Below are 24465 nucleotides of genomic sequence, written 5' to 3'. Positions count from 1 at the left end.
GCGACTATGAAAGAAAAAGAAAGCGTTAAAAAACAAGAAACGAACGGAAAAAAGCCGTCCGTCGCCCAAAAGATCGTAAGCACCGTCGTAACGGTGTTTCTGCTTCTTTTGCTCGGGTTCGTGATCTTTACGCTCATTCAGGTGAAGACGGCGAAGCGTCCGAATCTCTTCGGTTACGGGGTCTATACCGTTATTTCGGGATCCATGCGCCCGACTTTGGACGTCGGCGACGTCATTATCGTTAAAAAAGTGGGTTCCGAAAACGAACTCAAAAAGGGAGATATCGTTACCTTCGTCGGGAAAGGCGAGCTCTCGGGCAAGATCGTTACGCATAGGATCATAAGCGAAGGCGTCGAGGACGGGAAACTGACGACCTGCGGCGACGCGAATTACGGGATCGCGGATAAACCGATCGAGTATACCGACGTCATCGGGAAGTACGTTCGGACGTCCGTCGTCATGACCTTCGTCTACAATGCGTTCCGCAGTAAGCTCGGCTTCGGATTGATCGTCTTCGTCCCGCTCTTTTGCTTGCTCGTCATCCAAATCATCAATTTCGTGCGCGCTTGCAAGATGAAGGACGACGCGGAATTGAAGAAAGAGCAGCTCACTCCCGAAGAACTCATCAAGCAGAGAGAGGACGAGATCAAAAGAAAAGCCGTCGAGGAGTATATCGCGAGCAAAAAGCGCCTGGAAGAAGCGCAGAGAAAACGCAGAAAGTAACGAAAAGGGGAAGGGTTCTTCCCTTTTTTTTATTTTTCCTATTGATATAAGGAATAGAATCATATATAATTAAAGTATTACAAAAAGGGAGAATAAATATGTTAGAGGTTAAAAACCTGACCAAAGTCTACGCAGGAAAGGGCGGCGTCGAAGTGCGCGCGCTCGACGACGTTTCCGTAACGTTCCCCGAAAAAGGAATGGTCTTTTTGCTCGGTAAGAGCGGTTCGGGTAAATCGACGCTTTTGAACGTCGCGGGCGGCTTGGATAAGCCGGACGGCGGCGAGATCCTCGTGAAAGGGCGAAGCAGTAAGGAATTCTCCGGAGCGGATTTCGACAGCTATCGGAATACCTTTATCGGATTCGTCTTCCAAGAGTACAACATTTTGAACGAGTTTACGATCGAGCAGAATATCGCGCTCGCTCTGCAACTTCAAAACAAACCGAACGATAAAAAGGCGGTCGCCGATCTTTTGGAGCAGGTGGATTTGAAGGGGTACGGGAAGAGAAAACCGAACACCTTGTCCGGCGGTCAGAAGCAGAGGGTCGCGATCGCGCGCGCTCTTATCAAACAGCCCGAGATCATTATGGCGGACGAACCGACGGGCGCGCTCGATTCCAACACGGGAAAGCAGGTCTTGGACACTTTGAAGAAGCTGTCCGAAACCAAACTCGTCATCGTCGTTTCTCACGATCGGGAGTTCGCGGAGTTTTACGGCGACAGGATCATCGAACTGAAAGACGGAAAGATCCTTTCGGACGTCAGCAAAACCTATATCGAACCCGAAAATTCCGACGAGAACGTCGTCGTTATGGACGACACGATCCGTGTCAAGGACGGCGCGGCGATCACGGATGCGGATATTAAAAAGATCGCGGAAGTTTTGAAAAAGAAAGGCGGCGAAGCGATCATCGCGGCAGGGGAGCGCGAGCTCAAAGACGTAAAGCGCGCCTGCAAGATCAATGACGACGGCTCGAAAGAATCCTTTAAGCAGACCGACGCCGTAGAAACGAAAGCGTATAACGGAAAAGAGACGAAGTTTATCAAGTCGCGCCTGCCGATGGGGCACGCGATCAAGATGGGCGCGAGCGGTCTCAAAAGCAAGCCGATCCGCTTGATCTTTACGATCCTTTTATCGGTCGCGGCGTTCGTCATGTTCGGTGTCGCTTCCACCTTTATGCTGTACGATTCGAACTATTCGATTTCCAAAGCGCTGAAAGAAGCGAATTATCCTATGCTCACGCTGAGCAAATCCTATAAGGTGATGTGTGAACAAATTCGCATGGATTCTTCCGGGAATGAAGAAGTCATGGATCGCGACACGGACTACGTTACGACGTTATTCGGCGCGTCCGAAGTCGGATCGAAGAGCAAAGACGGGCTCAAATTCGCGGGCGTTTTCGACTTTTCGGACTACTCGTATTACGAGCGTTCCGGCTATACTTTGGATCTCGTTTCGGGAGATAGCTATATTCCCGTTTCCGTCGGTTCGGACCATCGGTCGTTTTATTCCGTTACGACGGCTCTCGGTTTTTCCGATTGCGGCGCGGAGTATCTTTCTTCCGTCGGGTATCGCCTGATCGGGGAATATCCTTCGGCGAAAAACGAGATCGCGCTTCCCGAGTATCTCGCCGAACTCTTTGCGGAAACCGAAGGCGCGAACGTGAATTCCGTCTCCGATCTGATCGGGAAAACCATCCGCTTGTCGGGCGGCAGGGATGTTTTCCGAGGCGAAGATTCCAAGTTTACGATCAAAGGCATCGTCTCAGTCGAATCGATTCCGTTCAAGTTCGACGTTTTGAAAACCTCGCCGAATTCCATCAGCGAGGAAAACCGAGAAAATTTGAAACGTTCTTTTGAAGATTATTTGAGAAACAGTTTCAATACCGTGATTTTCGTCGGCGCTTCTTTTTACGACGCCTATAAGGATCGGATGCCGAAAAACAGTAATATGAGAAACCTCGACGGGCGCTATTTCAAAAGCATCCGATTTTCGAATGAAAGAAACGATCAAGACCTCGAACAGTGGGCAGGCGAAACGATCTTTACCGATCGTTTTTGCAACAATCATAAAAGCGAAATCGTTTTTTATGCGCCGAACGGAACCGTGATCGCGGAGCCCTCTTTCGAAGACGGAAAAATATATCTGAATTTTTCAACGTATCGCGAGATGTTGAAAAACGCGCTCGCAAACTATTTCAATCGCTGCCGAGATAATGCGCTTTTCGATCCGGAGGCGCGCGCGCTTTTCAACGACGATTTGACGAACGCTTTTTGGAATTCGACCGATCCCGCGCCGTACGTCGGATACGTTCAAACTTGGTTTCAAAAGCTTATGTACAGAAAATATTTGTACGACGCCGCGTCCATTCTTCGGAATAACGGGTATTCTACGGAAAATTTCTCGGCTGCCTACGAAAAAATTCAATATTATGTGAATATGTCGGAAAACGCGATCGAGCCGACCGCCGCGGATTGGGCTGCGATCGAAGCCGTCGTTTCTTCGGATTTCAAGACGGATTATCTCCAAACAGTATACGGCTTGATCGTTGAATACTATTGGAACGTTAACGAATCCATCTTTGATAACGATATCGTGTGGAACGTTATCGATTCCCTCAAAAACCGGAGTTGCGGAGAAGATGAATTCAGAGAGTACAAAGCGGCCGTCGACGCGTTCCTCGCGGGAAAAGGGAAAAGCGTCGATGAGATCGATAAAGTTTTTGCGTGCGACGTAGATTCTTTCGTACGAACGCTTTGGTTCCGCGACAAGTATAACGCCTCGGGAACGCTTGAAATCGCGGGTTACTTTGATTCTTCGGTCGCAAACCTCGGCGCTTATTATGCGATTTCCGAGTCTTGGATGGAAGCGCACGCCACGATGAATCAAGACGGCGGCTATCATTGGAGTATGTCGTATAAAACCGATTACGTTCGCCCGGACGATGCGAAGTACAATCTGATTTTCTCTCCGACGGATAATTCGCAAGCGCAGATCACTTCTGCGCTGAAAGGGGGCGACAACGTGAAGTACGGCGTCGAGAGCAGAGTCTACGAGCAACTCGAAATGTTCCTTTCCATGATCAAAATGTTGCAGAAAATTTTCCTGATCGTCGGATTGGTCGTCGGTGCGATCGCCGCGCTGTTCCTTTTGAACTTCATTGCGGTTTCGATCTCCGCGAAGCGCAAAGATATCGGGATCCTGCGCGCGGTCGGCGCAAGAGGATCGGACGTCTTCAAGATTTTCTACGCGGAAGCGTTCATCATCGCGTTTATTTGCTTTATTCTCGCGTCGGTCGGATCGTTTATCGTCTGCTTCTTCCTGAATCGGTCGCTGGTCGATGCGGTCTCGATGCAGCTTTTGAATTTCGGACCGATCAACGTCGCTTTGATCTTCGGAGTCTCGATCTTCATTTCCGTTCTCGCGACATTCCTTCCCGTCTTCTTCGCGGCGAAGAAATCTCCGGTCGAAAGCATCCGCGCGCTGTAATCGAAAAGAAAAGCGGGATAGGGAGTCTCAAAGATTCCCTATCCTTTTTTTTTATCAATATCGCTTGCGATGTTGCGAAATTTGTCGAAAAACGGTAGAATAAGATCGTTATGAAAGGAAAAATCCGTTTCGCGATCGCCGTTCTAGCGGCTGTATTTTTGCTTCTCGGGCTTGCCGCTTGCGGTGAGGTCGCGCGGAATTCTCTTCGCGGCGAGATACCTTCCGTTTTGGAGTCGGAAGAAAGAGCGGTCGGCGGCGACGGATCGGAGTCGATCGGGAAAGAAGAATCGCCCGCCGAAACGTCCGAAACACCCGAAGAAGCGCAACCGACCCCTACGGAAGAGAAAAACGAGACGGGATCGAAAGAAGAAGACGCGCCCTCCGAACCTCCGACCGATCCAAACGCGGAAAATGCGGAAACGCCTGGTTTTTCGGACGAAAACAAGACAAACGAAAATGCGAACGAAGGCGCGGGGAAAGAGCCGATCGACCCGAACGGCGAGGCGCCGAAGAAAGAAGACGAAACGGTCGTCGCGAGACCTTCTTCGGAAAACGCGGAGCGGTGCGAAGTCTGCGGGATCGAAAAGAAAAGCGGCAACGGTCATTTGCAAAACTGCCCGCATTACGTTTCCTTTGAAGGGAAAAATGATTTTCTCGAAGAATTACTCGGATATTTCGGGGGATTTCCCGAAGATTTGAAAGAGACGGTCGGGGCGTATTCGACGACGTATCGCTTCTCGATCACGCACATGACGGAAAGCGATCTGGTTTCCGCTTATATTGCGCTCAACGCTGCGGACGTTACCTTTTATGAAGAAAGCGCCGGAATGAAGTACGCGAATGCGCGGCTGGATTTCGGCGAAAGGATTTACGAGATCGAGATCGAAATCGCGGAATCCGCGCTCCCTCCGTATGCGAAATTAAAGATCACGGTCAGCGCGCCGGAGGCGTAAGCGGACTTCGCCCGAACGGAGATCCTCTTTTGATCCGTCCGAATAGCGGACGGTCAATCCGAGATCTTCCGTCAGTCCGAGGACAGTCGCGGGTCTTTCGCTTTCGTTTTGCACGACGACGACTTCTTTCCCCTGTAAAAAGCAGAGTTCCGTGTAGGATTTTTGCAGATTTTTCCGATCAAAACAGACAAGTTGATAAAAAAGGCGTTTCAGGATTTCGCCCGCGAGCGCGCTTCGGTCGCAAGGAACGGCGCCCGCCGTTTCCGCGATCTCCGAGGGGAACCCGCCTTTGGGCTCCGACGTGTTGACGCCGATCCCCGCGACGTACGCTCTGCCTTTTTCCGTAACGACGCTCTCGCATAAGATCCCGCAGACTTTTTTCCCGTCTATGTAGACGTCGTTTACCCATTTTATCTCGGCGTTTTTCCCCGTCAAAGCGCGAAGAGCTTCCGCGACCGCCACCGCCGCGATATGCGTGACGAAAGGCGCGGCTTCGCCGAGCGGGGGAAGGATCGCGCTCAGATAGACGCCGCCTTCGCTGAAAAAGCTTCTTTCCTGCCTGCCTTTTCCCGCCGTCTGCTTTTCCGCGATCAGCGCGCGGCACGCAGAGCCGTTTCGCGCGGCTTCTTTCAAGTCGTCGTTCGTCGATCCCGTCTTCGCGACGATTTCGACGGGGAAATTCCCGCAGCGCGCCCAAACGTTCGCGGGCGGTTCTCCCAAAGGGCTTTCAAGGGAGAGCAGGACTTTTTTTCGGTCGATTTTTTTCATGGATTCAGCATACAATAATTCGTGGGATTCGTCAAGCCCGCGTCGATCTTTCCGAGAGAAACGGGACGCGTTTTCGCTTGAATAATCGGGCGGGGTGTGATAGAATAAAACGGAACGCGGCGCGGGGAGTCCCGCGAGCGCTCGGGGGAGGAAAAATGAGAAAAGCGCAGAGGTTTTTCAAAGGACTCGGGCTTCTTTTGCTGAGCGTCGTTTGGTGCTTGCCTTCGACGGCTCTCGGGCTTCTTTTCGCCGTCCTCCTTTTCCCGTTTTCGACCTTTTCCGAATATCGCGGTATGATCGTCTTGTATCATCCCTTCGATTTTACCTTGCGCCTCGGCGAATTCGCCTTTATCTCGAATCGCGTTTCCGCTCCCGAAGCGGCGCGCGGCGCGGCTTACGGGCATTATCTCGCGTCCTTGGCGTGGGGCCCGCTCTTCCTTTTCGTCATAACGATCCCGAGCTTTCTTTCCCGCATTCCGTCCGTCGAGAGGAAACGCGCGGAGAGAGGACTCTCGCGTTTCGATTTTTATCCCGAGCGCTATCCCGCAAGCCTTGCGAAGCGGTTCGGCGAATGATCCTTCGGGAGGCGGCTTGATCCGTCTCTTTTTTCCGTTTTTGCGAAAACCCCGAAGCTCGCCGCTTTTATCCCGTCTTTTCCGATTTTTAATGCTTTCTCAACTTTGATTAAGAGAACCTATTCGGTTTGGTAGCTTTTGGCTTTCGCCGAGCCTTGACAAAACCCCACCTTATTCTTTATAATGTCTTATAGTGCTTGGCGCGCTTGCTGAGCGAAGGAAACCGTATGCGGAAGAGTATAAAAATTTCGACGTTTGTTTTTTTGATCGCGGCGCTCGCTTTGATTTCGAGCGTGCTTTTTTCCGCGTGTAAAAAAAGCTCTTCGGACGGACCTTTGTATCTCTCCGTTATGGATGATTTCAAGACCGAGTATTTCGTCGGCGACGAGTTGGATCCGACGGGGACTTTGAAAGTCGGGTACCAAACCGATTATTTCGGCGTAACTCCGATTACGGCGGATATGATTTCCGGGTTCGACAGTTCCGAGCAAGGCGATTGTATGATCACGATCACCTTCGCCGGGAAAAAAACGAAAGTGCGTCTTCGCATTTGGCCGCTCGTCGCGACCGCGATCTCCTTGGATGAGGAAACGTTGCCGCGCGTCGTCTATAAGGGGCAACCTTTCCCCGAAGGCGCGACGCTCAGCGCGACGATGATAAACGGCGCCGCCCGAACGGGCGTCCCGATCACGGCTTCGATGCTCGGCGGCTTCGATCCCATGCGGCTCGGGGCGCAGGTCGTCAGCGTGACCTACGCGGGAGAGTCCGATTCTTTCGAGCTGACGGTAAAAGAAGATTCCGTCGCGTCGGTCTCGCTTGTGGGCGCGAAGTCGGAGTACTCCGTCGGCGAACCGCTTTTTACGAGCGGCGTGAACGTTAAATTCCAATACGCGAGCGGCAGGACCGTTCTCCGCGCGCTTACGGCGGAAATGGTCTCCGATTTCTCGACGGCTCTCGGCGGAAGTTTCCGCGCCCGCGTCTCGCTTTCTTCCTATTCTTGCGATTACTATTATTCGGTCGGCAAAAAATCGGTCTCGGCGGTCCTCGTCGAGAATTTGCTTCCGCGCGAGATCGAAAAGCGGAGCGCCTTCCCCGAAGGCGGCGTCATTCGGGTCTCGTATGACGACGGGACGACGGCGGATATCCCCGTTACCGCGGCGGAGGTCGTCGGGTTCGATTCTTCGAAAGCCGGGCGGTTCGAAGCGGAGATCACCGCGCAGGGTCAGACCGTCGCTTATTCTTACGTCGTCCTGCGAAGCATAACGCAAGCGACGGCGGTTGGGTTTACCGAAGCCGTCCCGAAGGATTCCGCGTTCGATGGATTCGGCTTCCTCGCGATCTCGTATGAGGACGGTGAAACGGAGAATATCCCGCTGAACGATCCGAGGCTGACCTTGACGTATATTACGTCCGCCGTGGGCGAAACGCGGCAAAAGGTCGTCTTCCGCGAAGAAGAATGCTTCTTTACCGTAACGGTCTATGATCCCGAAGAGCGAAACGCCGTCGAAGAGATCGAGCTCAGCGGCGCGTTCAAGCCCATTCTTGCGGGAGAAGAACCGGATGTCGAGGGGATGATGGTCTTCGTCCGCTATAAATACCTCGAACCCGCTTCGGTCCCGCTCGAATCGTCGATGATCGCGTTCGACGCTTCTTCTCCCGTAACGGGAGATTACGAGACGCGCCCGATCACGGTCAGCCTGCTCGGGAAGACCGTCGAATCGACCGTAAACGTCCTTTCCGCCGCATACGCCGCGCGCGTAACGTCGATCGCCGTCTATAATCTCCCCTCGATCGTCTTGACGGGGAGCTCGCCCGAATTCCCGCAAGCGGGGCTGATCGCCTATTACGGCGGGAATTATCGCTTGGAGAGCGAGATTCCGCTTTCGAGCGCCGCGATCTCGGGCTTCGATTCTTCCGCGCCGGGCGAGACGACGATTACGATCGCCTACGAGGGCGTTTCCTGCTCCGCAACGATCCGCGTGATCGCCGCGGAAGATAAAGACAAACCGACGGATGCGTTGCTTTTGGATTTCAATCCCGTCCTTTTCGCGGGCGATTCTTTGACCGCGGAAGCGATCGCGGGAGCAAGCGTCCTTTTGACGCTCGGTTACGGTTATTCCGAGCAGACCCTGCCGCTCGAAGCCTCGATGCTTTCCGGCGGGCCTTTTGCGGAAGAAGGGCAAAGCTCCGTCCTTTTCCGCTATCAGGGCTTTGAAAAGTCCTTTGCGGTGGCGGTGCATCCGGTCTCCGAAAAAACCGAGATCACGGCGATCTACGCCGAGGAGATCCGCTCTTCGGTCGGCGTCTATCCCGATCTTACCAAGGCTCCTCTGACGCTTGAATACGGCTACGGACTCAGGCGCGTCTATATTCCTCTTTCGTCCGCGGGCGTCGAAATTTCGCCGTTCTCCGTGGATAGAGTCGGCGTCGAACGCGTCGAGATCACCTATAAGGGCAAAACCTGCCATGCGCTCGTTTCCTTTGCGGCAGCGGGCGGCGAAGCGGTCGTCGATCGGATCGAGATCGACGGTTCTTCGGTGACCGAGTTCGAAAAGGGAAGCGCGCTTTCGGGCGTCGTCCTTTCGGTGTCGTATGCGTCGGGCGAGTCGGCTCATGTCAACGTAACGGCGGATATGGCTCCCGAGTTTTCGACGGAAAATTCGGGCGATTACGCGATAACGATCGCGTATGGGGGAAAGAGCGCGGTGTACGCGTATTCCGTACGCGAGCGCGTATAGCGGCGCTTACGGAAGGAAAGCGGAAAGGTTTAAGCAGGGCTTCGCGGGTAGCGGTGCAAGGCGATCCTTCGGCTCGCTCGATACTCTCGCGGCTCAGGATGACAAAAAAAGAAAGTGACGGCGCAGACTCCGACTACAATGTCATTTCGACCGAAGCGAAGCGGAGCGGAGAAATCGCCGATTACCTGTTTACCGCCGCAGGGCGGACGGGAATAGGATGAGATCCTTCGACACGCCTAACGGCGGCTCAGGATGACGAAATGGAGGAAGCGGATGAGATCCTTCGACACGCTCGATGTTCTCGCGGCTCAGGATGACGAACGAAAAAAAGCGCGTCATTCCGAGCAGGCGCAAAAGCGCCGTCGTCGAGGAATCCCCTAATGCGAAGCGGCAAGAAATAATGAGATGTTTCGACTTCGCTCAACATGACGAATTGGGTAATAATGCGTCATCCTGAACGCAGTGAAGGATCCCCTGATGTGAAGCGGGAAAAGGCGCGCGGCGCGCGCGAAAACTAACGAAAAATGCTGAGAAATCGGAGCAAAAGAGTAAAACGGACTGAAATGAAAATACGGGAAAAGCTGATAAAAATCAAAGAGTTCTTCGCCGCTTGGACGGCGAAGCAAAAGATCGTCGCGATCGCGATAATCTGCGCTTTTCTCGTCGTTTTGGCGCTGGGGCTTTCGCTCGGCTTGACGCTCCCGATCAAGAGCGTGACCGCCGAAGGCGGCGCCGTCCTCCTCGCGGGAGAAGAGTATGACGGCGGGCTTTTCCTCGTCGTTACGCGGCGATCCGGGAAGAAAACGCGCGTCGAAGTAAAGCCTTATATGCTTTCGCCGTTCGACACACAGGAGCGGGGCGAAAAGGACGTTACGGTCACTTATAAAAATCGTTCGATCCCCGCGACCGTCCTCGTCGTCTCGTTGGAAGAAACCGAATGTTCGGTACGGGTCGGCAGTATGAAGACGGAATACGAGCCGAACGAAGCTATTTCCACAGGTGGAATATTGGACTTGTCATATAAAGATAAGCCCTTCCGATCCTTCCCGATTACGCCCGATATGATCTCGGGATTCGACAGCGCGAAGAGCGGGGAATATGAAGCGACGGTGACTTTCCGAGGCTCGATTTCCTGCGTTTACCGTTACACGGTAATGAAGGTCATAAAATCCCTTGAAGCGGCGGGAAAACTCTATGCGGAGCAGGGCGCGCCGCTGACCAAAGAGAACGTTATGGGAAACGGGACCATCCTCGTCACCTACACCGATCTGACGACGGAAAACGTCTCGATTTATAACGAATACGTCGAGATCAAGACTTCTTGGCTCGAAGAGCGAGCGGAAAATTACCAGACGACTTTGGAACTATCTTATCGCGGAAAAACCTTCGTTTTCAACGCAGAAGCGTATCTGAAAGGCGAGCAGTACGCGATCGAAAATATGGAGCTGATTTTGCCGAAGCGCGTCTATAAAGTCGGCGAAAAGCCCGATCTCGAAGAGGCATTTTTAAGCGTTAAGTACCGATATTACACGGGTTCGGTGCGCGTGGCGCTGACGGAAGAAATGGTCGTTACCAAAGGACCGTTCGATTCGCCCGGTGAGCAAGTCGAATTCACGATCTCCTATATGGGGATCTCCGAATCCGCGACCGTTCGCGTCGTCTCAAACGAGGATTCGAAGCGGATCACGGGGCTTTCGACGCTTTGGCGCGGCGCGGCGGACGGGCGGCTTTACCTCGGTGACGCCCTCACTTTCGGCGACTACACGCTGATGGTCGAATACGGCTACGGTTATTCGCATAAAAGCGTCCCGTTGACTGCGGAATACGTCTCGGGTTACGACCCGAACACGCCCGGATTGCAGGATCTGACTTTGACCTATCAAGGCTTTTCGGCGACGCAGTCCGTAACCGTCGTTTCGCCCGATGATTCCGACGTTTTGACGGCAATAACGGGCTTGACCGGATGGGAAGATAAGACCTATAAGACCTCGCCTGCGCTCGTCATCCCCTCGGGCGCGCGGCTGACGCTCGAATTCGGTTACGGCGCGCGGACGGGCAGCGTCCTTTTATCGAATGCCGCCGTCTCGATCGAAGGTTTTTCTCCGGGCGTCGTGGGCTCGCAGCGCATCACGATCCGCTATAAAGGCAAGTCGCTCGAATATAACGTAAACGTCGCGGACGACACCGTCCTCGGCATAACGGGGCTTTCGATCAAAATGCAGGAGTATGACGTCGGCGAAGCGTTCGATCCCGAAAAATGCGTCGTCGTCCTCGATTACGAGGGCGGAAAGCGGCAGGAGGAAAAGACGCTTGCGGCGTTAATCCCTCTCGGTGCAACGTACTCTTTCGATGACCCTGCCTTCGATCCAAACGTTCCGGATAGCTACGTTATCCGCGTTTCTTACCTAGGATTCAGCGATTTCGGCTGGGTCGTCGTCCGTATGCAGGAAATCACTTTGAGCGGAATTTGGGTGGATACATCGGGCGGCAAGACGACCTTCGCGGTCGGCGAAGGGCTCGATATTTCCGGCTACGTCCTTTACGCAAACTATTCCGACGGCTCTTCGACGCCCGTCTTTTTGACCTACGATATGATCGGCGGCTACGACTCCTCCGAAAAGGGGACGTTCTACGCGTCGGTGTCGTTTGATGGGTTGATTACGTATTTCTCCTATACCATTGCATAAAATCGCATAAGATCAAATAGCGCCCGTAGCACGGACGGAGAGGCAGAGCTTCGCGGGTGAGAGTACAAGGCGATCCTTCGACACGCTCGATACTTTCGTGGCTCAGGATGACAAAAGAGGAAGTCACAGCACGGACTAAGCCTATCTTGTCATTTCGACCGAAGCGAAGCGGAGCGGAGAAATCGCCGATTACCTGCTTACCGCTCATAGGGCGGACGGAGAAGCATGGCTTTGCGGGTCGATGTACAAGGCGATCCCTCGAATTCCTCGGGATGACGGAATAGAATTTGTCTGCGCAGGCATAGTTTTAATGTCATTTCGAACTTGTCGAGAAATCGCCGATTACCTGTTTACCGCTCAAAGAGCGGGATGAGAAGCAGGGTTTTGCGGGTCGAAAGTACAAGGCGATCCTTCGGCACGCTCGATGTTCTCGCGGCTCAGGATGACAAATAAAGAAACTGCGCAGGAAAGCTACATGTCATTTCGACCGAAGCGAAGCGGAGCGGAGAAATCGCCGATTACTGTTTACCGCCGCAGGGCGGGTGGGGAAGAAAATGAATTATTACGTCTATATCTTGGCAAGTGAAAACAATCGAACGCTTTATATCGGGGTGACGAATGATCTGATTCGTCGTATTGCGGAGCATAAAAGCGGCGCGATCGAGGGGTTTACCAAGCGTTACGCCGTTCATAAACTCGTGTATGCGGAATCCTGCGGCGATGCGTATGCCGCCATTTCGAGGGAGAAGCAACTGAAAGGCTGGCGTCGCGAGAAAAAAGTCGCTCTTATCAATGAAAATAATCCGTTTTGGAAGGATTTATCCGAAACGTTTACGGAAGAAGACTAATTCTTGTAATGTGCGAATAATGCTTGCAATTTTTGAAGGCGCGGCTTTGCGGGTAACGGTACAGGGCGATCCTTCGAATTCCTCGGGAAGACGGAACAGAAAGTGTCTGCGCAGGCAAAGTTCCAATGTCATTTCGAGCTTGTCGAGAAATCGCCGATTACTGCTTACCGCCGAAGGGCGGACGGAGAAGCAGGACTTTGCGGGTGGCGGTACAAGGCGATCCTTCGGCGCGCCTGACGGCGGCTCAGGATGACAAAAAAGAAAATGACAGCACGGACTAAGCCTATCTTGTCATTTCGACCGAAGCGAAGCGGAGCGGAGAAATCGCCGATTACTGCTTACCGCCGCAAGGCGGGTTGAAAAAGCATGGCTTTGCGGGGGGAGAATGCAAGGCGATCCCTCGAATTCCTCGGGATGACGGAACAGAAAGTGTCTGCGCAGGCAAAGTTCCAATGTCATTTCGAGCTTGTCGAGAAATCGCCGATTACTCGCTTTGATTCGGCGTTTGGTTTAAGGGGGTTCGGCTTCCCGCGGGGGGTGTTTCGGTTCCTCTCAATGATTAAATTTTCTTAATATTTCTGAAAATTTCGTTAAAAAACTATTACAAACCCCGCTATTTTTGCAAAGCGATGCTTACAAATCGGCAAAAAATCGGAGAAATTTCGCGAGGGGTATTGAAATCGGGCGCGCTATATATTATTATATAAATGCGGCGAGAAATGCGGCTCCCTTTTTATAAAATAAAAAGAGCGGCGGCTCTCAATGCGGGCGGCGTCCCCGCCTCGAAATCGGTATATGAAAAGCAGCGACCGCGCAAGGACTCGGAATTTTCCGTTCTCTCTTGTAGCGGCTTTCGCGTTTGCAGGCGATGCGCCCGCACACGCTCGCGTGTGAGAGGCTTCGAGAAACAGGCTTCGCGGATGAGATCCTTCGACAGGCTCGCTATGAGGCTTTGCCTCTACGCGGACCTTCGGTGCAGGATGACAAATAAAGAAACTGCGCAGGAAAGCAACATTGTCATTTCGACCGAAGCGAAGCGGAGCGGAGAAATCGCCGATTACCTGTTTACCGCCGCAAGGCGGGTTGAGAAAGCAGGGTTTCGCGGATGAGATGTCTCGACTTTGCTCGACATGACGAATGAAAAAAGGCACGTCATTCCGAGTAGGCGCAAAAGCGCCGTCGTCGAGGAATCCCCTAAGGCGAAGCGGCAAGAAGCGGCAAGAAGCGACGAGAAATGGATAAGATCCTTCGGCGCGCTCGATACTCTCGCAGCTCAGGATGACGAAAGTGTAATGCGGATAAGATCCTTCGGCGCGCTCGATACTCTCGCAGCTCAGGATGACGAATTAGTAAAAGAGCAGCCCGCCGATAACGGGCGAAAGAAAAACGGTAACCAACGCGCCGCTTGCGGGCGGCAAAGAAAAAAGGAGTTTGACTATGAAATGCGCGAAACCGAATAAAAACGGCGAATACGCAGTAAAGCGCGTGGGGCTCGATCGTGAGCGTCGCGGCGCCTCTTCTCTTTCGAAAGCGGATGAGATGTTTCGACAGGCTCGCTATGAAGCTTCGCCTCTACGCGGACCTTCGGTGCAACATGACGAAGCTATGAAAGCGGATGAGATTCTTCGCTCCGCGCAGAATGACGAAACTATGAAAGCGGATGAGATTCTTCGCTTCGCGCAGAATGACGAAACTATGAAATCAAGTAAAATCCTTCGGCAGGCTCGCGGTGCGGCTCCGTCGCAATGCGAATCTTCTGCGAAGCGCGGCGAAAGCGTAAGCGCGGCGGATAGAGCGAAAAAGCCTTCTCTTTTCAAAGCGATCCTCGTCCCGATTCTTTTGATCGCGGTCTTTGCGATCGTGCTCCTCGGCTTGTACGATAACGTAAAGCTCGTCAGTCCGACCGTCGAAACGGCGAAAGCGGCGATTTCGGAGAATTGGAGTGGGCATAGAGCGTCCGGCGACGGCGTCGATTCCGGGAAGTTTAAGTATGGCGGCGGTAGCGGAACGTATTCGGATCCTTGGCTCATTAGATCCGAGGAGCAACTCGCGAGTATGGCGTATCGCATCAATGCCGGAAAAGACATAGGCAATACGTCTTTTACGAGCGGGTGCTTTCAACTCGCCAATAACCTCGATCTCGAAGATCACTATTGGGATGTTCCGATCGGATCGTCAAGCCATCCGTTCAAGGGCAGATTCAGCGGCGGCGGTTATTCGATCACCGGAATGTATATCGATAACCTTGCTTTGGAATCGGTCGGGCTTTTCGGTTATCTCTCAGAACTTGGTGATGGCAATGCCTACTGCTCGGGAATCGGAGGACTTTCGATTTTCGGAGAGATTAAGGTAAACGAATCCTCCAACAGATTCGTCGGCGGTTTGGTCGGTTGGATGAAAGATCACGTTTTTGTGACCAACGTCTATTCGCATATGAAGATCACCGTCGATAACGATTACACAAAGGACGGAATCGGCGGCGTCGTCGGGTGGTCGGGAATAAACGACTCAAACAGTAACAAAACCGATTATACGTCGATCACGCAGTGTTACAGCACGGGGGAAATAAACGCCTCGGGAAAAGTCCTGAAAAACGCGGGCGGCATTTGCGGTCATACCGATATCACGCACTATGGCAGGGTGGCGATCCAGCGCTGCGGCAGCGCAATGAAGATAACGGGCGGTTCGAGCTGCGATTATATCGGCGGCATTTGCGGGCAGATGATCGGAGGACAGAATTCCAATTGGATGTGTATCGACGAATGTTATTTCGCGGGTAACATCACGTGTACGAGCGGCGTCAGCGGCTACGACATTTCCACTCTTGCGGGAAAGACCGACTATATGGATAGCAACACCAATCTGTTCTGCAAGACGGGGAGCTGCAAAGTCGGAAACACAACCGTTCAGTATCTCATTGAGCCGGGGGAAGGCCCCGCCTATTCCAGTCACAACGGGACTTGTATTGTCTCGACGGAGAATACAAAGCTTTCCATATGCGATAACACTTCTTACCTTTATTACAATCCTCCGACGATTCTTTCCACCAACGGTCTCACCACTGCCACCGTTTCCAGCCCGTACAGCACTACGTATTGGTATTTCCCCAAAAACGGGATTCCCATTCCGAAAGGCTGTCCGATGCCGGTCGGTCTCGGAAGCGGTACGTCAAGATATCGCATTTACAACCAAGCGCAAGCGAATTCCGTTGTCGGCGGTGTGGAAATGGATTATAACGCGAATGGCACCGGTTTATACGTGCGCTTCCGCGGAGCTTATTATGAATTGCAAAATGATTTGACGCTTAATAGATGGTGGGGCATTTGGGAGCTTAATAACGGCGCGGTCTTTGAGGGCGGTTCCCACACGATCACGATCAATAGTTTTGCTAAGACGAATCGAAGCGAGTGGGGCTTTTTCCGTCGGTTGAACACTGCGACGATCAACAACTTGACAATTCAGTATTCCGACGATAGAGGTTTAAATAATGATAACGACAGCGCAAAGGTCGGCGGTGTCATTGGGCACGTTTTGGGATCTGTTACGCTGAGAAATGTATCTGTTAAATCCGCCAAGAAAAGACTAACTTCTTACGGCGGTCATGTGGGCGGAATCGTCGGTTACGTTGCCTCGGGCGCCAGCTTGACAATGACGAATTGCTCAAACGATCGGTTTTTGATTTATGGATACAAAGGCGGCGTAGGCGGACTTATCGGAGCCACTAATCCGAGCGCAACGAGTAATCTTACGAATTGTACCGTAAGTGGGTCGGGTATGGAAGTCAAATCGGATGGGGCTTGGGTCGGCGGTCTCATCGGTGACGCCGACGGTAACGGGACGATCAGCAACTGCTCCGTTGCTTCAAACGTCCTTGGGACGTATTGCGTAGGCGGGCTTTGCGGATGGAACAGTCATAATATATCCGGCGGCTCAAAAGTTACAAGCGGAAACATTAAAGCAACTTCACACGGAACGAGTCGGAGCGTCGACGGCGCGCACGTCGGCGGTCTCGTCGGGCTTCAGCAAGGCGGAACGATCACGGGTAGCGGAACGGGTACGAATCTCGTTTCCGCAAGTGTTTTTGCTGCGGAATCGGATTCGAACGATTGTACCGGCGGCGTCGTCGGGACGGTTACCGACAGTGGTACCGTTACGAATATCCGTAGCCAAGCGTACGTCGGAAGCAGTCCGGGTAGCACTCGTACTTACTATAAATGTCAATATGTGGGCGGGATTATCGGATACCTCGTGTCGGGATCTCTCTCGGGCGGCGTGACGCACGCAACCGGCACCGTCTACGGAAAGGATTACGTCGGCGGACTTATCGGCTATTGTAAATCGAATTTCGGGCAGGATTCAAAGACGTACTCAAACGAAGCCGCCGTCACCGGGACCTCGAACTGCGTCGGCGGTCTCGTCGGATATATGAATGCCAGAGTCGCCTACACGGATAACGGCGAGTTGAACGTAAATTTCAAGAACTCCGCGAGCATCGTGGGCGTGGATTACGTCGGCGGACTGTTCGGCGTCGTCACGAGCACGATCGGCGATACGAACACGGGGGGTACCGGTTCGAGAAATTTCTATAACACGGGCGCCGTCCAGGGTCGCAACAAAGTCGGTGGGATCGTAGGCGAGACGCGCAGCACGACTTGTCGCTCGGGAACGCTCTTCTATAACGGTTGGGACGGCTCCGGCACTCGACCCTCGTCTGCGACTTCGAGTGGAAGCGTTACCGCGACGGGAGATAACGTCGCGGGGCTCGTCGGGCATATGTCCGCGGAAAGCGTCTTCTTCGCGGGCGGTTGGTCTTATAACTTCGGAAGCGTTACAGGGCGCTATTGCGTCGCGGGTATTTCGAGCGTCAGAAGAGGTTACTGGACGTTCTCTAACACCTGTAATTACGGCACCATAACGGGGACGGGTCTCGTCGGCGGCATCGCGGCGTTTTGCAATCAAACCACGCAGTGCTATTCCGCCTATAACTACGGATCCGTCATTTCGACGGGCATTTGTGCGGTCGATCTTACCACGACCACGCCCACTTTCGGAGGATCCGGTACGAGCGGTGCGTTCACCGGCGGGTTTTACGGTTGTTGGGTCGTAGGCAATAACGAGATCTCGAACCGCACGACCGGCGTCGTTATGACGAATCAAGGGAACGTTTTTTCCGATACGTATCACGATTGGGTCGGCGGAATCGTCGGTTATATCAAAGCGTCGAACGTCAAAGATCTTAGGATGACGAACGGAACTACCGCCAACAACAGCTTGGTCCAAGGTCTCTCTTACGTCGGCGGATGCATCGGCGAATCTTCTTGCCCCGTAAACCCGAGCTCGGACGCGCCTTTGAAAAACTATGCGACAGTCCTCGGAAAGGGGAACTACGCCGGCGGAATCATCGGTAGGGCGAACGGAAACCTCAGCGGCGCGCTGACCAACGAAGGAAACGTTTCTGCGGAGGCGACTTCCTCTACTCTATTCGGCGGGATTGTCGGCTATGCTACGGGAAAGGTCGGCGCAAGCGCGTCGGCTATCAATAAAGGAGCGGTTTCCACCTACAATCAGCTCGTAGGTGGCATCGCGGGCAGAGCGGATGGCGCGATCGGTGAAAACGGCAACACGATCAAGAACGAAGGAAACGTCACCGGGACTTGTAACGTCGGCGGTATCGTCGGCAGATTCTACAGTACGTTGATCGGGAAATCCGGCAAGGGCTCTTATTCCATTCAAAATACCGGCTCTGTCACCGGAACGGGCTCTTCCGGTCAATATAACGTTGGCGGCATCGTCGGCGGCGTGCAGGGTGGGTATGCCCTTTCCCTTTATTACGCGGAAAACACCGGCTCCGTCACCTGCACTTCGGGCACGGAGGGCGTCGGCGGTATTTGCGGAATGACCAAAGGCGGGACGATCGACCATTGCAGAAACGGCGGCTATATAACGGGAACGAAAACCGTTGCCGGCATCGTGGCGGACGTGGACGAATCGAATCAAACAGTCACCAACTGCTCGAACGAAAACGGGGTTGTCGGGAACGAGCTCGTCGCGGGGATTCTTGCCTATCACACAACGGCAAATAAGACCATAACGATCACGAGCTGCACGAACAGCGGTATTGTCAGTTCCACCGGGAATAAGACCGGCGGCATTATGGCGTATTCCCAAACGGGCAGCACGATCAATATCACGAGCTGCTCCGTAACGGGGTTCGGCGTCGGTTCCACTGCGTACGACACGGGCGGTATTTTGGCATACGTCAACGGCGGTTGCACGGTCTCCATCAAAAGTTGTACGTACAGCGGCATGGGCTTATCCGGCGGCGGGTACGGGCTCGGCGGCGCGATCGGATTCGCCGGATCGGAAGGCAATTCCGCTACCGTAACGATCGAATCTTTCACATGTAACGGCGGAAGCATCGGAGCAAGCACTCCCTCCACGACGAACGTCGGCGGGATCATCGGCGAAGCCAAGGGCGCGAAAGTTACTTTCAAAGGGACGAACAGCGTAACGGTTTCGAGCTTTATCAAAGGCATTACCTATACGGGCGGCTTGATCGGTCATGCCAACACTTCGGGCGCGACGATTACCCTTCAAGGGACCAACACCGTCAACACGGCGGTCGAATCGACGAACTCTCATGCGGGCGGTTTCTTCGGCAAGGTCGTCATAGCTTCGATCTCCTGCTCGGGAACGAACACGATCAAAGGATCCGTCAAAGCGCCTTATTTCGTCGGCGGTTGTATCGGCGAAGCGCGCGAGAGCGCATCCGCCTATACCCTTTCGAGTATAACGAACGAAGCCACGGTTACTTCCACCTCGAAGAGCGGCGACAATTGCTGGACGGGCGGTATCGTGGGCAATTTCGATAATTCTTCCTGCACGATCGGAACGGTTACGAATAAAGGCAAGGTCACCGGTTCGGGCAACCTCGTCGGCGGCATCGTCGGTTGGACGAACGCCAAGCTGAACGGGACGCTCAAAAACGAAGGCGAGGTCGCAAACGGAGTCAGTTCCAGATACTGCACGGGCGGCATCGTCGGCAAGACGGAAGGCGTCATCGGTTCGGTCAATAACGCGTCCTTCACGAATACCGCAAAAGTTACGGGTGGGATATATACGGGCGGCATCGTCGGCGAAGCGAATGCGGCGATCGCCTCGACCGGCAGCGCGATCGGAAGCGATCCTCAGATCACGGTTACTTTCAAAAATTCCGGCGCGATCTCCGGCGCAGGTGGAGTCGGCGGCATTTGCGGCATATCTTGGAGCGTCGTCGGTCCGAATACGAATCAGTCGACCTATGGGCCTCGGAATTTCTATAATACCGGCTCGGTCAGCGGCGAGAATAACGTCGGCGGGATTTTCGGCGACGTTCAAAACAGAACGGCGAGAGGCAGCTGTAATCTGTACAACGGTTGGAACGGTTCGGGGACGCAACCCACGGCGCAGACCTCGTCGGGCGCAGTCACCGGCACCGGCAATTTCGTCGGCGGCATCTACGGGCATATCGAAACGACCGAGTGCGTCAACTCCGACGCCGCCTGTTATAACTTCGGAACGGTCAGCGGCGTCTTTTGCGTGGGCGGCATTTCGGGCACTAAGCTCGGACAGCACCAATGCAACGGAAGAAATTACGGCGCGGTCAGCGGAACGGCGATCGTCGGCGGTATCGTCGGGATCTCCGTTCACGAGAAATTCCCCCACACGATGACGAATTACGCTTCGGTTACGGCGAGCGGCACGGTCTACGTGGATGCGGACGGTAGTTCGGTCTTCTACCAAACCACTTCGAGAAGCGATTTGACGCAAGGCACGTTTGCGGGCGGCGTCGTCGGAATTTGCACGAAGCCGATGAATTGGAACAGTGCGACTTCGATTTCGAATAGCGGCGGCGCGGTCAAGGGCGGCGGCAATTACGTCGGCGGGATCGTCGGGTATTCTTACGGCGGGATCACGATGATCAACGTCTCTAACACCGGTGCGGTCGGCGCTTCGAATAACAAGAGAAATTACACGGGCGGCATCGCGGGATATACCGGCGGAGGCATCCGCGGAACGAACTCCGGCACGGTCTACGGCGCGCAGTACACGGGCGGTATCGTGGGCTATGCGGGCAGCGCGATCGCCACGGACGGCGCCATTACGAACAGCGGCGCGGTCACCGGAACGACTTACGTAGGCGGCGTGGCGGGTAAAATCAATAAATACACCGGATATGCGGGTTCGTCCGACTATCATATCGTTAATAAAGGAAGCGTCACCGCGACGGGCAGTTACGTCGGCGGCATCGCGGGCGACAGCAGCGGCATAAAACTTCACTACTGCTATAATTCGGGCAATATTTCGGTAACGCCTTCCGCAAATATCTCCTACGTCGGCGGTATTACGGGGCTTTGCGTTGGGCAATCTCCGAGCGACAGTTATGATTACGCGGCGTACGTCAACGATTGCTTTAACGGTTGGGACGGCACGGGAACGCAGCCGACCGCCGCGGTTACGGATAAAGGAAAAGTAACCATCGTCGCGAGCGGTTCCTACACCGTGACTTACGTCGGCGGTATCGTCGGCAGATGGGACACAAAGGAAGCGGAGCTCGGCGGAGTCACGAACTTCGGCCCCGTAACGAATAACACGACGGGCGAGCGCACGGGCGGCATCGCGGGCGGTTCGTCTACCGGTTGGTGCCACGTCAACGGCGTTTTGAGAAACTACGGATCGGTCAAATCCTCCGGGCAGTACGTCGGCGGTCTCGTCGGTCACGCGCAGGATTCCCCGATGAACGGAACCAGCACGGAAAAACGCAACAGCGGAACCGTCGAGGGGACGAATTACGTCGGCGGTTGTATCGGTTATTTAAGCAGCCGCACGCATGATTCCGGTAAGTATTACAACACGGGTAACGTCAAAGGATCCGGAAATAACGTCGGCGGCGTCTTCGGTTATATCGGGACGGGTCGCACGATTTGGGACTGCACGAACGGCGGAACGGTCGAAGGAACGTATAACGTAGGCGGTATCGTGGGAAATACGGAAGCGACTGCGCTTAAAGGAACGATTACGAACAGCGGCGCGGTCACCGGCTCTTCTTATCAAGTCGGCGGTATCGCGGGTCTCTCGTCCACTCCGATCAGCGGCACGGTTACGAACAGCGGCAAGATCGCGGGAACGTATAACGTCGGCGGGCTTGTCGGAAAGACCACGGCTTCCGTCGCGGGAACGAACGCGAACGGCGGCGCGGTCAAAGGCTCTTCCTATCAAGTCGGCGGCTGTATCGGATATTCCACGGTGGACGTCTCCGGCTGTAAGAACGCGAACACGACGGTTTACAATTCTTCCGGAGCGAATTATTGCGTCTTGGGTAAGGTCTCGGTCGGCGGTATCGTCGGATATTGCGCCGGGAATATTTCGCTTGGCTCCGGGATGACGAACGCGGCGAGCGTCTGCGCCTCGGGCTCCGACGCGGAAATTACGATCGGTAATATCAAGTACGTCGGCGCTATGGTCGGCGGCATCGCGGGCTATTGCGCGGGAACTTTGAGCGGCTCGGCTTCGCAAGCGGAGCATAACACCGGCGCGGTCAAAGCGACGAGCGGTCAGACCCTCTCGATCAGCTCGACCGAGATCAAGGGCGGCTTCGTAGGCGGCATCGTGGGTCTCTGCGGCGGCGCGATCTCCAACATCAAAAACAGCGGCGCGGTCGGCTATGCCGGAAACGCGGCGAATATCCCCTTCACGGGCGGCGTCGTCGGCTACGCGATCGGGCAAGTCAATAACACCGTCGCAAACGCGGGCGCGATCACGGCGGGCTCTTCTCTGTACGTCGGCGGTATCGCGGGCAGGGCGGCGGCTTCGGTCTCGGGCGGCGCGAACTCTAATTCGGTCGCGGGAAGCGCGGCGGTCGGCGGCGTCGTCGGATATGCGTCGAGCACCGTTACGGGCGGTTCGAGCAGCGGCGCGGTCAGCTCCGCGGGAACGATCACCTTTAATTCGATCGCGGCTTCTTATACCGGCGGTATCGTCGGCTATGCGGTCGGCAACCTCAGCGGCACCCTTGCCAACACCGGAACGGTAACGGGATCGAGCGGCTTCGTAGGCGGCGTCGCGGGGCGCGCTTCCGGGACGATCGGCGGGACTCCTTCCAACACGAAGGCGGTTCAGGGAACCTATGCGGTCGGCGGTATCGCGGGCTACGCGGCAAGCACGATCACCCTCGGGACGGGAACGAACAGCGGCTCCGTCACTTCGACGGGTTCCGGCAGCTTAACCGTCAACGGCAGCGCCTCGACGGGCGGCTTCGCGGGCGGTATCGCGGGCTATGCGGCGGGCACAGTCACCGGAAACGGCGGCGCGACGAACAGCACCGCGGCGAACAGCGGGACGGTCAAAGCCGCCGCGCAGTACGTCGGCGGTATCACGGGTTACAACGCGAACTCGATCAACACGATCCGCAATAACGGGCAAGTCGGCGCGTCCGACAGCCGCAGGAGTTATGCGGGCGGTATTTCCGGCTGGGCGCAGGGCGGCATCGCAAACAGCGGCGCGGTCGCGAACACCGGCGCGGTTTACGGCGCGCAGGAGACGGGCGGTATCGCGGGCAGAAACGTGGGCGCCATCGCGCAGGGCGCGAACGTCGTTAACGGCGGTAACGTCGATGAAAGCGGCGGCAACGGCTGGGCGGGCGGTATCGCAGGCGGCGCGTGTAATATCATCGGTTCGGCTTCCTATTCCGCGACGAACACCGGAAACGTCACCTCGGCGCAGCAGTACACGGGCGGTATCGTCGGCTTAACGTTAAGCGGCGGCGGAACCTTTACCTTTACAAACTGTTCCAACAGCGGGACGGTCAAAGCCGCAGGGTGCGCGGGCGGTATCATCGGTTTGATGTATCAATCCGCGGCGATCACCATTTCGAATTGCACGAACTCGGGCAAGGTCTATTGCACGGGTAGCAGCGGCTACGTGGGCGGTATCGCGGGCTCGGCTTGGGTTAATGCGAGCGCGAATAAGACGCACGCGATCACGGGCTGCACGAACAGCGGCACGATCGGCGATTCCGATAATAAACGCGCGTATACGGGCGGTATTCTCGGCGGAACGGGGGATAACAGCCGTTCGAATAATGCGATTGTTACCTTAAATATCACATCGACGAAAAACACAGGCGCGATCACGGGTGCCAACCAAACGGGCGGTATTATCGGCGGTATCTCGTCGAATGCGTGGATCGTTAATCTTACCGGCGTTTCGGGAACGACGACGAACTCGGGCGCGGTCACGGGCGGCGCGGGTACGGGCGGTATTGGCGGATGGGTTAAATCCGGCGCCACCTTTACGATTAACGCAAACGTTACGGTCGCGACCGGAGCGATCGGCGGAACGTATCTCGTCGGCGGTATCGTCGGCGCGAACGAAGGAACGACTTCGATTAGCGCGCCTTCGAACGCTTCTGCGGTTACCGGAAGCTCGATCACCATCTATCTCAGAGTTTCGGACGGCGCGACGACGTCTACCTCGACGAGCGGTTATATTACCGCGTCCTGCGTAGGCGGTATCGTCGGCTTTACGAAAGGAACGCTGACTTACACCGCGAACCCGACGAACTCGGGCGCGGTCAAGGGCTCCGCAGGTTGCGTCGGCGGTATCGTCGGCTATTCCAAGACGGCGGTTTCCGGCGGAACCAACACC

10 protein-coding genes are annotated in these 24465 nt (G+C 54.8%); 9 read left to right on the top strand and 1 reads right to left on the bottom strand.

Features of this window, described 5'->3' with window-relative positions:
- Nucleotides 1-6 precede the first annotated feature (6 nt).
- From K5753_06170 to K5753_06160, 3 genes are all read left to right on the top strand, one after another.
- Nucleotides 7-723: a signal peptidase I gene (locus K5753_06170; GenBank protein ID MCR4726781.1), complete on the top strand. Its 717-nt coding sequence runs from the start codon at nt 7-9 to the stop codon at nt 721-723.
- A 98-nt stretch (nt 724-821) separates the two neighbouring features.
- Nucleotides 822-4211, top strand: coding sequence for an ATP-binding cassette domain-containing protein (locus K5753_06165; protein MCR4726780.1), 3390 nt, complete (start codon nt 822-824; stop codon nt 4209-4211).
- A 110-nt stretch (nt 4212-4321) separates the two neighbouring features.
- Entirely contained in the window at nt 4322-5164 is an 843-nt protein-coding gene (locus K5753_06160; GenBank protein ID MCR4726779.1) for a hypothetical protein, read from the top strand.
- On the opposite strand, the gene K5753_06155 is transcribed toward K5753_06160, so the two are convergent.
- Entirely contained in the window at nt 5132-5932 is an 801-nt protein-coding gene (locus K5753_06155; protein MCR4726778.1) for a biotin--[acetyl-CoA-carboxylase] ligase, read from the bottom strand. The genes K5753_06160 and K5753_06155 overlap by 33 nt on opposite strands.
- A gap of 155 nt (nt 5933-6087) precedes the next feature.
- Here K5753_06155 and K5753_06150 point away from each other — a divergent pair, with 155 nt between their 5' ends.
- From K5753_06150 to K5753_06125, 6 genes are all read left to right on the top strand, one after another.
- On the top strand, nt 6088-6507 hold the full coding sequence (locus K5753_06150; protein ID MCR4726777.1) for a hypothetical protein: 420 nt from the start codon (nt 6088-6090) through the stop codon (nt 6505-6507).
- Nucleotides 6508-6734: 227 nt separating this feature from the next.
- Nucleotides 6735-9245 carry a bacterial Ig-like domain-containing protein gene (locus K5753_06145; GenBank protein MCR4726776.1) on the top strand — a complete coding sequence of 837 codons (2511 nt, stop codon included), beginning with the start codon at nt 6735-6737 and terminating at the stop codon, nt 9243-9245.
- A gap of 563 nt (nt 9246-9808) precedes the next feature.
- The gene (locus tag K5753_06140; protein ID MCR4726775.1) at nt 9809-11932 is read left to right on the top strand and encodes a bacterial Ig-like domain-containing protein; all 2124 of its coding nucleotides are present in this window, start codon (nt 9809-9811) and stop codon (nt 11930-11932) included.
- A 554-nt stretch (nt 11933-12486) separates the two neighbouring features.
- Nucleotides 12487-12780: a GIY-YIG nuclease family protein gene (locus K5753_06135; GenBank protein MCR4726774.1), complete on the top strand. Its 294-nt coding sequence runs from the start codon at nt 12487-12489 to the stop codon at nt 12778-12780.
- Between the two features lie 1292 nt (nt 12781-14072).
- Nucleotides 14073-14240, top strand: coding sequence for a hypothetical protein (locus tag K5753_06130; protein ID MCR4726773.1), 168 nt, complete (start codon nt 14073-14075; stop codon nt 14238-14240).
- Nucleotides 14218-24465 (top strand): hypothetical protein (locus tag K5753_06125; GenBank protein MCR4726772.1); only part of this gene is annotated, 10248 nt, incomplete at its 3' end. The genes K5753_06130 and K5753_06125, both read left to right, overlap by 23 nt.

The sequence above is a fragment of the Clostridia bacterium genome (assembly GCA_024685775.1).
In the GTDB taxonomy this organism is placed as follows: domain Bacteria; phylum Bacillota; class Clostridia; order Christensenellales; family CAG-1252; genus CAG-1252.
This window is presented reverse-complemented; position numbering and strand designations above follow the sequence as displayed.